The sequence below is a fragment of the Brevibacterium sp. ACRRH genome (genome assembly GCF_022346365.1).
Lineage (GTDB): Bacteria > Actinomycetota > Actinomycetes > Actinomycetales > Brevibacteriaceae > Brevibacterium > Brevibacterium paucivorans.
In genome coordinates this window covers 26,376-39,854 of record NZ_JAKRMN010000005.1, presented here as the reverse complement: position 1 = coordinate 39,854, position 13,479 = coordinate 26,376, and the positions used below count along the sequence as shown (strand labels likewise).

General features: G+C 54.6%; 14 protein-coding genes and 2 pseudogenes. 7 read left to right on the top strand and 9 right to left on the bottom strand.

Annotated features, from left to right (window positions below):
* Window positions 1–31: 31 nt before the first annotated feature.
* Window positions 32–1,612: an AbgT family transporter gene (locus MHX53_RS06260; protein ID WP_102238807.1), complete on the top strand. Its 1,581-nt coding sequence runs from the start codon at window positions 32–34 to the stop codon at window positions 1,610–1,612.
* A 118-nt stretch (window positions 1,613–1,730) separates the two neighbouring features.
* Here the strand turns inward: MHX53_RS06260 and MHX53_RS06255 are convergent, their stop codons facing one another.
* The 3 genes from MHX53_RS06255 to ykgO all read right to left on the bottom strand — a co-directional run bounded on the left by MHX53_RS06255 (window position 1,731) and on the right by ykgO (window position 2,901).
* On the bottom strand, window positions 1,731–2,171 hold the full coding sequence (locus MHX53_RS06255) for a hypothetical protein (RefSeq protein WP_146004648.1): 441 nt from the start codon (window positions 2,169–2,171) through the stop codon (window positions 1,731–1,733).
* Window positions 2,168–2,653: a hypothetical protein gene (locus MHX53_RS06250; RefSeq protein WP_102238809.1), complete on the bottom strand. Its 486-nt coding sequence runs from the start codon at window positions 2,651–2,653 to the stop codon at window positions 2,168–2,170. The genes MHX53_RS06255 and MHX53_RS06250 overlap by 4 nt, the downstream gene beginning before the upstream one ends.
* A 125-nt stretch (window positions 2,654–2,778) precedes the next feature.
* A complete protein-coding gene (gene ykgO, locus MHX53_RS06245) occupies window positions 2,779–2,901 on the bottom strand; it encodes a type B 50S ribosomal protein L36 (protein ID WP_005883678.1) in 123 nt (40 codons plus the stop codon).
* A 168-nt stretch (window positions 2,902–3,069) separates the two neighbouring features.
* Here ykgO and MHX53_RS06240 point away from each other — a divergent pair, with 168 nt between their 5' ends.
* A complete protein-coding gene (locus tag MHX53_RS06240; RefSeq protein ID WP_239271610.1) occupies window positions 3,070–4,104 on the top strand; it encodes a GTP-binding protein in 1,035 nt (344 codons plus the stop codon).
* Window positions 4,105–4,124: 20 nt separating this feature from the next.
* Here MHX53_RS06240 and MHX53_RS06235 read toward each other — a convergent pair whose 3' ends face one another.
* Window positions 4,125–4,547, bottom strand: a complete 423-nt coding sequence (locus MHX53_RS06235; RefSeq protein WP_239271609.1) for a DUF1844 domain-containing protein — start codon at window positions 4,545–4,547, stop codon at window positions 4,125–4,127.
* Window positions 4,548–4,773: 226 nt separating this feature from the next.
* On the opposite strand from MHX53_RS06235, the gene infC reads away from it, so the two are divergent.
* From infC to MHX53_RS06210, 5 genes are all read left to right on the top strand, one after another.
* Window positions 4,774–5,433: a translation initiation factor IF-3 gene (gene infC / locus MHX53_RS06230; RefSeq protein ID WP_239271608.1), complete on the top strand. Its 660-nt coding sequence runs from the start codon at window positions 4,774–4,776 to the stop codon at window positions 5,431–5,433.
* Window positions 5,434–5,504: 71 nt separating this feature from the next.
* The gene (gene rpmI / locus MHX53_RS06225) at window positions 5,505–5,711 is read left to right on the top strand and encodes a 50S ribosomal protein L35 (RefSeq protein WP_102238812.1); all 207 of its coding nucleotides are present in this window, start codon (window positions 5,505–5,507) and stop codon (window positions 5,709–5,711) included.
* 70 nt (window positions 5,712–5,781) lie between these two features.
* Window positions 5,782–6,171: a 50S ribosomal protein L20 gene (gene rplT, locus MHX53_RS06220; protein ID WP_102238813.1), complete on the top strand. Its 390-nt coding sequence runs from the start codon at window positions 5,782–5,784 to the stop codon at window positions 6,169–6,171.
* Between the two features lie 538 nt (window positions 6,172–6,709).
* Complete coding sequence (locus MHX53_RS06215; protein ID WP_146004649.1) at window positions 6,710–7,963, top strand: MFS transporter; 1,254 nt, start codon at window positions 6,710–6,712, stop codon at window positions 7,961–7,963.
* A 681-nt stretch (window positions 7,964–8,644) separates the two neighbouring features.
* A protein-coding gene (locus MHX53_RS06210) for an IS3-like element IS3502 family transposase (protein ID WP_239271607.1) occupies window positions 8,645–9,837 on the top strand; the annotation gives its coding sequence in 2 pieces (ribosomal slippage) (window positions 8,645–8,933 and window positions 8,933–9,837; 1,194 coding nt in all).
* A 66-nt stretch (window positions 9,838–9,903) separates the two neighbouring features.
* Here MHX53_RS06210 and MHX53_RS06205 read toward each other — a convergent pair.
* From MHX53_RS06205 to nrdF, 5 genes and pseudogenes are all read right to left on the bottom strand, one after another.
* Window positions 9,904–10,850: pseudogene (locus MHX53_RS06205) on the bottom strand (IS3 family transposase); the annotation flags it as partial.
* 51 nt (window positions 10,851–10,901) lie between these two features.
* Window positions 10,902–11,264: pseudogene (locus MHX53_RS06200) on the bottom strand (transposase family protein); the annotation flags it as partial.
* Between the two features lie 285 nt (window positions 11,265–11,549).
* Window positions 11,550–12,131 (bottom strand): NADPH-dependent FMN reductase, encoded by a 582-nt coding sequence (locus tag MHX53_RS06195; RefSeq protein WP_022862715.1) that lies wholly within the window; start codon window positions 12,129–12,131, stop codon window positions 11,550–11,552.
* 40 nt (window positions 12,132–12,171) lie between these two features.
* Window positions 12,172–12,441: a hypothetical protein gene (locus MHX53_RS06190; protein WP_102239618.1), complete on the bottom strand. Its 270-nt coding sequence runs from the start codon at window positions 12,439–12,441 to the stop codon at window positions 12,172–12,174.
* On the bottom strand, window positions 12,425–13,450 hold the full coding sequence (gene nrdF, locus MHX53_RS06185; RefSeq protein WP_102239617.1) for a class 1b ribonucleoside-diphosphate reductase subunit beta: 1,026 nt from the start codon (window positions 13,448–13,450) through the stop codon (window positions 12,425–12,427). The genes MHX53_RS06190 and nrdF overlap by 17 nt, the downstream gene beginning before the upstream one ends.
* Window positions 13,451–13,479 lie beyond the last annotated feature (29 nt).

Below are 13,479 nucleotides of genomic sequence, written 5' to 3'. Positions count from 1 at the left end.
TTACCACAGACCTACAAACCTTGGAGACACAATGAGTAGTGCCACCAACTCGGCTAAAGACGCCAAGCCTTCGCTGTCCGTGCGAATGCTTGAGGGTGTCGAGAAAGTCGGAAACAAACTTCCTGAACCGTTCACCCTGTTCCTGGGGCTGTTCCTCATTACTGGAGTCGTGTCCACCGCTATGGCGATGGCCGGTGTGTCCGTTGAGGTGCCAGGAAAAGAAGGCCCTGAAACTATTGCGATTAAGGGCTTGTTCACGGGTGAGGGGCTGTCGTGGTTCACCACGATGCTGGGTGATAACTACATTGGCTTCCCGCCGCTGGTGACCGTTTTGCCGATTCTGTTGGCGGTTGGTGTGGCTGAAAAGACCGGAATGCTCGCGGCTATGGTGCGCGTGGCGTTCGGATCCTCGCCGCGCTGGTTGTTGCCGTACGCGGTGGGGATCGTGGGTGTGACCGGGTCGATCATGGCTGACTCGGCGTTCGTGGTGATTCCGCCACTGGCCGCTCTGGTGTTCAAGGCGGCGGGGCGTCACCCGGTGGCTGGTCTGCTGGGAGGGTTCGCCGCAGTGGGTGCCGGTTACTCTACTGCACTCGTACCCACGTCACTGGACGCTCTGTTCGCGGGAATTACCACCTCGGTCATGAACACCCTGCCGGGGCAGGAGTACGCGGCGGTTAACCCGGTGTCCAACTACTGGTTCAACATCGCGTCGTCGATTGCGCTGGCGATTGTGTGTGGGTTCATCATCTCCCGGGTGTTGGAGCCGCAGCTTGAACGCATTAACTCTCCGCGTGAGAAGGTGGAAGAAGCCGAGGCTGGCGAGGGCGAGGAGATTTCGCAGTACCTGAAGCCGGCTGAGAAGAAGGCGCTGATTGCGTCGCTGATTTTCGGTGCGATTCTGACGGTGATCTTGCTGTGGGCCGTGCTGATTCCGAACTCGCCGTGGCGAAATGAAGAAGGTGGCTTCCTGCCGCAGTCGCCGCTGCTGTCGTCGATCGCATTTATTGTGTTCATCTACTTCATGGGGATGGGTGTGGTCTACGGTGTGGTCGTGAAGACCGTCACCAAGATGGCCGATGTGGTCGACATGATGGGCAAGGCGCTCATCGACATGATTAGCTTCCTGGTGCTGGCGTTCATTCTGGGGCAGTTCATTGCGCTGTTTAACTGGACGGGGATTGGGTCGTGGATTGCGGTGACTGGCGCCGAGGGGCTCAAGGCCGCGAACCTGACCGGGTTCCCCGTGATCATTGGCTTCATCCTGCTGGCCAGTGTGCTGAACTTGTTCATTATTTCTGGGTCGTCCATGTGGACGATCATGGCTGGTGTGTTCGTGCCCATGTTCGCTCTGATTGGGCTGGAGCCGGCGTTTGTGCAGGCGGCGTTCCGTGTGGGTGACTCGGCGACGCAGGTGATTACGCCGCTGAACCCGTACATGATTGTGATCCTGGGGCTGTTGCGCAGGTATGAGCCCGAGGCGGGAATCGGTACCTTGGTTTCGCGCATGCTGCCGTTTGTGATTCCGTTCTGGCTTACGTGGGCGGCGTTGCTGGCGATTTGGTACTTCCTGGATCTGCCACTGGGACCAGGAAACGGCATCTTCCTGTAGGGCCAAGTTGTTGTAGGCGCGTGTTCCTGTAGGTGCACGGTTCGCTTAACCCGCAAGGGCGTCTCCCCACTGGGGGAGGCGCCCTTGGTGTTGGCTGGTTTTGTCTTCTAGCTATCGGCTAAATCGAAGCCGCCAGGTCTTTTAATTCTTGCTGCTGGGAGTCAAGGTCTTTAATCTCCCACTTCTTGCGCGCGTCTAGCGTCTCGACGACCTGTGCCATTTCACCACTGTCGTGAAGTTCGTTCATATCCAGTTGCCAGAAAGTCTTAGTGTCCTGCGTTGAAACAACGAGTATGAATAGCTTCATTGTCTTGGAGCTTCGGACTGGCAAGCAAACCGGAACGACTACATGTTGCTCACCGCTTTGGAAATGGCGGTTGGCCGCTTCGCGAATGTTCGACGCCAAGGTATCACCCAGAGCCGGAATAATGACTGGCATAGTTTTAACGCCCAGTCGCTCCATGAGGCGGGCACGCTCGCCGTTTTCGTCAAGGAACGAACGAAACAGTTGCGCAACCGCCATACGCGCGCTGTAGTGTCGTTTTTGCACTTCGCTCATTGTTTACCGGCCTCCCAACGCTCAAGGTAGACAAACGGATACAACATTTCATAATAGTGCTTTTGGAACGTTCCGTGAACGACGCGGCGGGATTCATCCTTGTGGATACCTCCGACTAGCTTCGTGTGAAGTTGCCAATCACACTCGTCACAGTCGATGAAATATTGATGGCTGTGAATAGTGCTGTGCCACGTGTCAGTGCGTCTCACCTGCTCAAAATTTGCCATGCCGCCCTTGAGCTGCCGACACCGGTTATACGCTTCGTGTTCGGGGGAGACATTGAGCATGAGAGCAAACTGCTCCACCGTATCGTCAGAGCCACGCCACTCCCGAACATGCAAAACAGTGCCGAATTCAGCCATATCGATACGGTCCTCAATGACTTCGGCCGTTTCATCGGGGTCAGGGTAGGGTACCGCGTCATCTGGCGATAGGCTCATGTCTGCCAGACGATAATTCTTCTTATTAATGTTAGGCGGCATGTTTGGATATTTTAGTGGGCCTAACGTTACGTACTAAAACCAGCACTCCTCCCAATCACACCTTCGTGATTGGCACGCGCTCCACTGAAGGGTTAATGAGAGTGCAGGGCTAAGGGCAAGAATGCTTACTTCTGTCGGGCTTTCATGCGGGGGTTCTGCTTGTTGATCACGTAGATGCGGCCTTTGCGCTTAACAACCTGAGCGCCTTTTTGGTTCTTGATGGATCGCAGTGATGCTCGGACCTTCATGGGGTAGCTCCTCTAGTGCTAGTAGTGCTCGTGGACAGTCATAGAAAATGTCGAAAGCACACTCTAGGGCGCTCGGCTCCGCTTGTATAATGCCTGGTCACGCATGATATGAACACATATTTATCGGGCTCTTAGTCCCAGCGACAAAGTCTCGCTAAGATCCTCGCCATGACTCTTCTCCCAGTCGTAGCCGTCGTGGGTCGATCGCCAGACGCCCGCTACCTCACCGCCACCGACATCGCCCACAACCTCGGATACCGTTATCGCCCAATCGGAACCACCGACCCCGTCACAGCCGGCTCACGACTCATCGACTCACTACACGCAACAGACTCACTTCCAGAACCAAGCCCACTCCCGGAACTGGGCACTCACCCCGGAATTGTCGCCGACTACCCGCACTCAGCGCAGGTCGAAGACATCATCGGCTCCCTTTCGCGACCAGACGTCGAACTACGCGCAGTCGTCGTAGCCGTTGAAGCCCGCGCACTACTCGACGACCTCGCCAGTGACATTGACGTGCACCACGTCCGCTTCGAACACGGCATACCACTCGACGACTGCACCCCCGCCTGCCAATGCGCCGCCGGATGCATCGAATACGCCACCCACATATGCTTAGTAGGGGCGAAGCCCTTCGAATGGGAAATGGCTCAAGCCCTGCTGAGCCATCTCAACCCAACTGTACGCATAATCTGGAGCGACACCGAGTCAATCAGCGCAACCATCCACAGTAACCTGCCCATCAGCCCCGAACTCACCATGCCCGGGTGGGTGCAACTACTCAACTCAAGCCACACGCCACCGCGTACGCACCCTCGCGTCACCTCGTTCCTCTACGAAAACCTCCGCCCCTTCCACCCAGCCCGGCTCCACAGCGCCTTCGACCGTGTCATCACCTCGGGCATATGCGGAACCGTCATCCGCGTAGCAGGATTCGTCAGACTCGCAAGCCGCCCCGGCATCACGGGACTATGGAGTAACACCGGCCCCGCAGTATCCCTAGAACCAGCGGCACGCGACACCCCAGATCAACAACTGGCTTTTGGTCAAGAACTTGGCATCACAGGTGTTGACCTTCACGCCGCAGAACTCCGTGCAGTGCTCGACACCGCCACCCTCACCGACTCCGAACTCCTCGACGGAGTCCAAGCATGGGAAAACTACACAGACCCGTTCCCTGAATGGGTACTAGGCCACTAACCAACACGGCCAGCGCCGCACTAGCTCACAGGTCCAGTAAACTTCTCGCCCGGTCCCTTACCTGGCGCATCCGGAATCGACGACGCCTCGCGGAACGCCAACTGCAACGACCGCAACCCATCACGCAACGGGCGCGCATGGTGATCGCCAACCTCGGTCGAAGCCGCCGTAACCAGCCCAGCCAACGCAGTAATCAACTTGCGCGCTTCATCAAGATCCTGCAGATCCCGCCCACTCGACTCCGGTGTGTCCTCTGCAAGACCGCACTTCACAGCAGCTGCACTCATCAAGTGCACCGCGGCAGAAGAAATAATCTCAACCGCCGGCACATCAGCAATGTCGCGTAACGCCTGCTGTTCGGCGTCGTTGCTGTCAATGCTGTTGCTGGCGCCGTTATCATCGCCGGCATTAAAGTCACTATTGTCAAAACTGTGGGTCGTCATGACCACAATAGTGACATACAAGCCCACATTTCTCTTTCTCGCTTCAGTTCGTGTATGCTGGAGCCTGTGCAAAGCGGAGTTTCACTCCCACCTTGGTTATTTTCAGTAGCCGGGTTACCACCATTTGAATAGAAGATATGTATATCTGTGTTTCAGATGGATGCGTTCGTGCGAACGTTCATGTGGGCTCCCTTTGTGCAAAGGGGGCCTTTTTTGTGCCCCACTCGTGAACAATCATCTTGAGAAGGAGCAACACATCAGCGAGCCGCGTATTAACGATCGCATTCGAGTTCCAGAGGTTCGACTCGTCGGACCAAACGGAGAACAGGTTGGAATTGTCGCCATCAGGAAGGCACTCGACCTTGCTCGCTCGGCCGATCTGGACCTTGTAGAGGTTGCGCCTCAGGCCAAGCCACCTGTTGTCAAACTCATGGACTACGGCAAGTTCAAGTATGAATCTGCCCAGAAGGCTCGTGAAGCTCGGAAGAATCAAGCCAACATGGCTTTGAAGGAAATCCGGTTCCGCCTCAAGATCGATGACCACGACTACGAAACTAAAAAGGGCCATGTCAGTCGCTTCCTTTCCGGTGGCGACAAGGTCAAGGTCATGATCATGTTCCGTGGACGTGAGCAGTCTCGCCCAGAAATGGGTATGAAACTGCTCAACAAGTTGGCAGACGACGTCGCAGAATTGGGAACTGTCGAATCTGCACCGCGTGTCGACGGACGCAACATGGTCATGGTCATCGCGCCGGTCAAATCGAAGGCCGATGCTAAGGCTGAAAGCCGTCGCGCAACCAAAGGCGCGAAGGGCACGAAGGCTGAAGTAAAGTCGCGGCGCGAACGCGCAGCTCAGGCTAAAGCCGAAGCACGCGAAGAAGCTTAAAGCTCTCACACAGCTGAATAGAAAACGGCGCTCACGAGCGTCGTCGATGTAAAACGTAAGGAGACGGCACAATGCCGAAGCAGAAGACCCACAGCGGTACGAAGAAGCGCGTGCGCGTTACGGGTAGCGGAAAAATCATGCGCGAAGGCGTAGGTAACCGCCACCTCGCTGAACACAAGAGCTCGAAGCGTAAGCGTCAGATCTCCCAGGACCAGGTACTGGCACCGGGTGACGCAGCCAAGGCCAAGAAGCTTCTGGGTAAGTTCAAGGGCCGCTGACACGTACGTGGACCAAGCCGCTCGCTTGGCTCACTACCGCTGAACACATTTAGATTTTTAAGGAGAACACGTGGCACGTGTGAAAAGGGCGATTAACGCCAAGAAGAAGCGTCGGGTAATCCTCGAACGCGCAAAGGGATACCGCGGTCAGCGCTCACGCCTGTACCGCAAGGCAAAAGAGCAGGTCATCCACTCACTGGTATACAGCTACCGTGACCGCCGCCAGCGCAAGGGTGACTTCCGTCGCCTGTGGATCCAGCGCATTAACGCCGGTGCCCGCGCAAACGGCATGACTTACAACCGTTTCATCCAGGGCCTCAAGGCCGCACAGGTTGAGGTTGACCGCCGCATGCTGGCTGAACTGGCAGTGAACGACCCAGCAGTCTTCACCTCGCTGGTCGAGGTTGCAAAGTCGGCACTCCCAGCTGACGTCAACGCACCTAAGAACAACGCTGCATAAGTAGACGTTGGCCAGGTTGCTGGCTGGGTGCTGATACGCACTAGGTCTGTAAAAATCGGGGTGGACTTCAGTCCGCCCCGATTTTTTATGCGGATCTGTGAGAGAGGATCTGTCGCGCGCAGGGACGTTGTTGTGTTGCTGAGATTGCAACACTTTTGAGAACCACTGATTTTGAAGGTTTCATGGCGGTGCGCAAGAAAAGTGCGCAACGTCACAGTAGGATTGTCCAGTAGTTGATAATTCGGGAACGTGTAGCTCAGGCGCCTCGTAGAATACTCATTCTCGTACGTGACTCATTCAACGGATGTGTGTATAGGACGTTAAGCGTGATTGGACTGCGAAAAGCTGAGTGTCACTTTGAGGTGCTTGATGATGGGCGCGAGTCTCGGCTCACCGCTGAGTTGTATAGACCGGCCTCTTTCTGCCTCCTCAGTTCCTTTGTCGAATGCCGGGTCGGTCATGGCTGGAGTTTCCGAAAGTGGACAGTGTCTACAGATGAAAAGCTCGAGCGGCTTCCTCGCGGAATGTCGGATGTGTAATGAGTGCATCGCATAGACATCAGAATCATCAAAACGCTTTGGCGTTAAAAGCATTTTACTGCACTTCAAGTTGTGCCGAAGCAATGCAAGGTCTTGCTCTTATATTTTCTGTTTTTTCTGCAACAAGAAGTTCTATCTTAGTAGGAATTGTCGGTGCAACTGCATATCTACCTGGAGTTATTGCAAGCATTGTGTTCCGGTCTGTTGTTGACCGGAAAGGTACTGAGCGTCACCTATCAATCTCCAATTTCATATTAGTTGTTGGGTCTCTTGCCCTTCTTCTTAGTCAAGCAATGAGCGCATCGCTGATTACTTTTGTGGCAACAGTGTTATTGGTGCAATCAAGCTTAAGCATTGTAAAAGCGTTCAATAAAGCGTTTGTGGGTCGCGTAATAAGGTTAAAGTTTCCCGGCGTAGAAGGTGCGCTCGTGTTACAGAAATCGACCGCTTTGGGTATTGTCGGTGGGCTGGTCGGCGCTGGATGTGCAGGGCTGCTTATAGACGTTGTAGGAGTGGTGTGGTGTTTTGCTTTGACATGTGCTCTCTATTGCCTTTCGTTGTGCTTCGCTAATGTTGCGCTTTCGCATAAGGGTTCACGCCATCGATTTGGAGTTCATGATCGTATTAAGCGCGGAGTGGATCGCAGCGCTACAGAACGAAAAATAGAAACATCGGCTGGAAACTTGTCGCGAATAATGGTGATCGTTTTGATGTTTACCGTTCCAAGTAGCGCGTTCCTTCCGTACATTGACACGATGATTGCCCCACTAGCGGACTTGCTAGTCGATGGTTCGACGGCATCCTATCTTTCTCTTCTTTCGGTTTCCGTGTCCGTTGGAGGTGTCGTTGCGGGGGCATGCCTCAGTTTTGCTGCGGTTCCGTTAGTATCAATCTTGAAATGGTCATTACCGCTCGCGAGTGCGAGTTGTTTCGCGTTTGTGTTTGTTCGCTCGCCTTTTATCGCACCAATACTTTTGTTTCTATGCGCATTCTTCGGAACTGTAAATGTGCTTGCAATGCAGGTTTTAACAAACCAAGCACCGACGCCAAGTCGGGTGGGTAGTTTCACGCTGTTACGTAATGCATTTGCAGGGTTGGCTAAGGCTGGGGCATCGCTTCTGGCTGGAGTTCTCATCTCGGTAAGTGGTGTAACGCTTGCTTGGAGCGCCGCGACTTGCTGTCTTCTGCTCGTAGGTGGCTGCTGGTTCTTTGGAGTAAGAGACGATGAGGTTCGAGACGTGTTAGGTCAGTGATTGAACAAGTTCTGAACGTTTCGCAAGAAGAGATGCATGATTGGTTCTCGACAAAGAGAGAACAAGAGTTGCCGAGTGTGCTTCGTATAGATTTCTCCTCGTTGCAGTCGATGGTTCGCATGGCGGACACACACCGCGCGTTCTTACACATCAGTCCTGGAGTAATTGGTAGGCGTGATCGGTCAACTGTGAGTGCAAAAAGGCTGGTGTAGACCGACGAGACTGCTCATCATGTCCGCGTCCTGATAATGCAAAACAGATTCGTTGACCTTGGATCGGGTCAAGCGTTCCTTGGCAATCAGGTACTGTCCGTCTCGGCCGGGACAGAAAGCTTGCGACGCGCGGGCGCGCTTACATTATCCGTATAGCTGAGAGCCTCACTTTTGCTTCTGCAGGGGATCTTGAAGGGTGCAAAATCGAAAAATTGAAGCCCATAACTTTCGTCGAACTGGCAAGACTTGGCGACCACTTATGCTGTGGCTCAGGCCTACCATGAACGGTTACTAGGGTTAACCGTGTCATAGTCTGGTACGTGCGTTCCGTTGTCGGTTTTGGCTAAATGCATGGAGAAGCAAACGTTCAGTGAATGTTTGGCGCGATTTCTAGGCTGGGACCTGACCCCTGTTTGGTAGACACCTCTGATTCCGGCTGTGTTGAGTCGGGGAAAGGTAATCTACCTCCATGCCTAGGAAGGTTTATTCGGATCAGTTCAAGCTCGACGCGGTCGCGATGTACGAGAACGATCCACAGGTGTCGTTGAACGCTGCGGCCGCTGATTTAGGGATCAACCGCTCCACGCTTCGCGTATGGGTTGATAAGTACGGAACTGGCACGAAACCCCAGCTTTCAGCGGGCTTACGTGCTGATCGTGCGAGGCAACTGACCGATGCTGAGAAGCTACGTCAGCTGCAACAGGGAAACGCCCGCCTGAAAGAAGAACGCGATATTTTGTGTAAGGCAGCCAAATATTTCATGGAAGAGACGAACTGGTGATCCGCTTCCGGTTCGTTGATGACCACCGCACCGATTACTCGGTCAAGCGGATGTGCACCGTACTCGGGTTAAACCGCAGCTCCTACTACAAATGGAAAGCTAGCAGCGCCCAGCGGCACCGCAGACTGGTTGATGATGCCATACTCGGAGCCAAGGTCCAGGCCATCTTCGACGACAAGAGGCAGCTCTACGGCGCAAAACGCATTGCCGCCGAGCTGACTTTCAACGATGCGTACAGTAGCACCGGACCGGTCAACCATAAGCGCATCGCCCGGATTATGAGGAAGCTTCAGCTGCGCGGCTACACGAAAAAACGTAAGGTCACGACAACGCAGCGTGAGCGTCATCGCTTTATATTCGCTGACCTGGTCAAGCGTAACTTCACTGCGCCAGCTGCCAATAGGATCCTCGTCGGCGATATTACCTATCTGCCGATCGCAGACGGGTCGAATATGTATCTGGCTTCTGTGATTGACTGCTACTCGCGGATGCTCGTCGGCTTCGCGATCGCAGACCACATGCGCACCGACCTCGTCGAAGAAGCGCTCGAGCATGCTCGCCGTACCCGTGGCAGTCTCTCCGGGGCGATCTTCCACTCAGATCATGGCAGCGTGTATACCTCATCGCAGTTTCAGGCTGTCTGCCGAAGACTCAACGTCACCCAGTCGATGGGAGCAGTTGGCAGCAGCGCTGATAATTCACTCGCGGAGTCGTTTAACGCGGCGTTGAAACGAGAAGTGCTCAAAGACCAGAAAGTCTTTTCCAATCAGCTAGTCTGCCGGCGCGACGTCTTCGCATGGTGTGCGCGCTACAACACCACCCGAAGGCATTCCTGGTGCAAGTACCTCACACCCATTGAGTACGAAACTCACGCTTCCTAACAATGCGCTAGAGTAAAGCCAATAATTTCACCCCCACGGTGTCTACTTTCCGGGGGCCGGGCCCTACTTCAGTGACACATACTGGCTGCCCCGATCGCTGTGGTGAATGAGCTGGTTTCCATGGATTCGCCCTGCAGTCGTTAACGCATGCTCCAAAGCCTCCATCGGCAGCGCGTCGGTACGCATCGTCGAGCGTGTAGCGACACCAACAATTTTTCGGCTGAATACATCCACGACAAACGCGGTATAGGCGAATCCTGACAGGGTGCGAACGTAGGTAATGTCGGCAACCCAAAGCCTGCCTGGTGCCTGTGCACGAAAGTTTCGGCGCACAAGGTCCGGGCGGTGATCCGGTGTCTTCGGGCTAATCGTTGTCACCGGGGTTCGCCCACGTCGGCGGCCGGAAACACCTGCGAGTTTCATCAGACGTGCGGTCTTGTCGCGACCGATATGAAAGCCTTCACGGTTCATCGCGTGCCACATTTTGCGGATGCCGTAGACCGAGAAATTCTCCGCGTGTACACGCCGAATCTCTGGGATGAGCAGGCTATCGCTTAAGGCCCTTGCGCTGGGAACACGAGTGGTCGCCTTGCGGTAGCCCCGGGAGGTGATGAATCCACGATCTGCTTGTTTAAGGACTCGGCAGATGGCCTCGACCCCAAATTGATCTTTGTACGCGTCGATGTAGGAGATCATTTGGTCGTGGGTCGGTCGAGTTCCGCTGCGAAAAAAGCCGAAGCTGTCTTAAGAATCCCGTTTGCTCGTTTCAGTTCGCGGTTTTCGCGGCGCAGACGCTTGAGCTCTTCTTCTATTGTTTCGCCGCCTGGCGCATCAGAATTGTCTCGTACTGAAGCGCTGTCACGGTACCAAGCCCGCAACGTGTGGTGGGATACTCCAAGCAGCTCACCGACCTCCGTGTAGGCGCGTTGCAGTGAGCAAGACTCCAGACGGACCATTTCGATGATCTGATGGACCGCCTTCTCCTTGAACTCAACGGAATACTTTCTGGGCATAGTGCCTAATCCTTCCTTACCTGAGGTAGGAACTGAACCCAGGACGCTTCAGTCAATAGCAAGGCGTTGCAAGATCCAGCGGGTGACCCGGTGCGTGAGCTTGGAGCCGTCATCCGCGCAAGCCAAGGAGGCCTGGAAGATCTTCCTTGGGCACGACGTGGCTGTGCACAAGAATCTAGGGACTGTTACGTGCAGCCTAGTGGGGAATCCGACGACAGGAAGATCAACGAGTCGACGGGTGATGTGGTCGCGCAGCTTTCCTGACTGCCCACAGTCCGGACACACACCAGAAACGGCTACTGGCGTGGCCTCAATGATGGTCAATGGTCCGGCGTCAGCGGCACCGGTGATGGCAAGTCCGATTTCCGCGGTACGGCAGATGGTGTCAGCAACGAGGTTTCCAGTAGGCTTCACAGTACGGGTCCCTGGTGGGTGTAGATGGTTGTGTAGGAACTTTCATCTTCACACCAGGGACCCCTACATGTTGTGGTGACCCGCTGAACCCGTCATGTTCTACCTCACCCCGCTACGCACCCCAAAACCGGAAGAGACCCTTTTGTGTGTGGTCGAGGGAAAGCGAAACCCCGGATTCAGGTAACTCAAGGATGAGTGTGAATCCGGGGTTTGTGTCTTTGAGAAGGCCCTTTAGAAGCCTTCAAGTACTTCGTAGAGGGCGGTGGCTAGGGTTAGTCGCCGTCGCTAGCTGTGCTTGGCTGTTAATGTCATGTCGACCAACTGCAGGAAGCGTATAACGTAGTCTTTGACAAAGCCTGCGGTGCCTTCATTGAGATGGCCGGAGTCTTCGAAGAGGGTGGGGGATTGGCCAAGGAATACCTCGGGCTGACCAGGAAGCGGCATATCGAAGTAGGACAGGGCGAGCCGGAGGTTCTTCTGTGAACTGTAGCCGCCCATGCGGCCTACAGAGTGGCTGATGATACCTGCGGGAAGGTTCTTCCAAGCCACATCCGAGTTGGGCTTGGAACCGATGTCCACTGCATTCTTGAGACAGGCAGGGATAGTACGGTTATTTTCCGGGGTAACAAAGAGGACGCCGCTCGAGTTCTTGATGGTGTCGCGGAAAGTGGTGTACTCAGCTGGAATGGGCTTGTCCGTGACCGAGGGGTCATCGTAGTCGAAGTCATAGAGCGGCAAGTCACGGATTTCAACGATGTCTGCCTGGTAGTTTTCAGGGATCATTGTGAGCACTTCGTGTGCAATCTTGCGCGCAAATGAGCCGCGGCGCAGGCTGCCGACGATAACACTAATGCGTGGGGTGGTCATAGGAAGTCCTTTCTTCTTAGTTGGGCGTAGGTACGTGCGATCAAGGGAGAAAAGGCTTGCAGCCAAAGGCAGGCGGTGGCCCGGCGGCGTGGGCGGCAGTAAGAAAGTTATCCACTTTGTCTTCTTCATGGCGGAAGTACAGTTCGATGAGTCCTAACAGTCCCCCGAGGACGGCCTCCCGTGCGGCGGACGTATCCAAAAGCCGCATGGCTGCTGGTTGGTTTCCTTCGCGGATGGCTTCAAACAGCGCGATGGTCTCAAGCCAGCTTCCTTGGTCTGGTCGTGGAAACGGTTTAGAAAACCCAGTCATCATCACTCGTTTCTTCAGCGGTGCCAATGACATAGGAGGAACCGGAGCCGGAGAAGAAGTCATGGTTTTCATCTGCTCCAGGTGCTAGGGCAGCGAGGATTTCCGGGTTCACTTCCGTTTCTTCAGGTGGGAAGTAGTCCGGGTAGCCCAAATTCATGAGCGCCTTATTGGCGTTATAGCGAACGAATACAGCTACATCATCCATGAGCCCCAACGGCTCATATAGCTCGCCGGAATAATCCAGCTCTAGGGCATAAAGCTCTTCGAGCAAGGAAATAGTGAAATCATGCATCTCCTGTTGCCGTTGTGGAGCAGACGTTTCCAGTCCGCGCTGGTACTTGTAGCCTGAGTAGTAACCGTGCACTGCCTTGTCACGCAGAATGAGGCGAATCATGTCTGCCGTATTTGTCAGGGTGGCGTGGACGGAAAAATGCAGGGGAAGATAGAAACCCGCGTAGAGAAGCAGCGAGGAAAGCAGCGTCGATGACACTTTGCGCTTGAGTGGATCGGGTCCAAAATAATGAGTGAGCACTTTTTTGGCGCGTGCCTGGAGAAGGTCATTATTCACCGCCCAGCGGTATGCCTCATCAATTTCTTTCGTACTGCTCAAAGTAGAAAACACTGAAGAGTAAGAACGGGCATGGACTGATTGCATGAAGGCGATGTTGGTATACACGGCCTCCTCGTGCTCGGTGCGGGCATCTTGGATCTGACAGATTTCGCCCACAGTGGCCTGGACGGTGTCCAGGGTGGTGAGTCCCGTGAACACCCGCATGGTGAGGTTGCGTTCCTCCGGTGTCATCCTCTGCCACGCCGGGAGATCGTTTGAAAGTGGAACCTTTTCTGGCAACCAAAAGTTGGCGGTGAGGCGGTTCCACACTTCAAGATCCTTCTCATCGCTCACCCGATTCCAATTGATGGCGCGGATGCGGGCTGAAGGGTCATGCCGGTAACTTGGCGGCGTAACTGAGATGCTGGTTAGCTCAGCAGTGTTTGATGTTGAAGACATAGCTTCTTTCTTTCTTGATGGATGGTTGT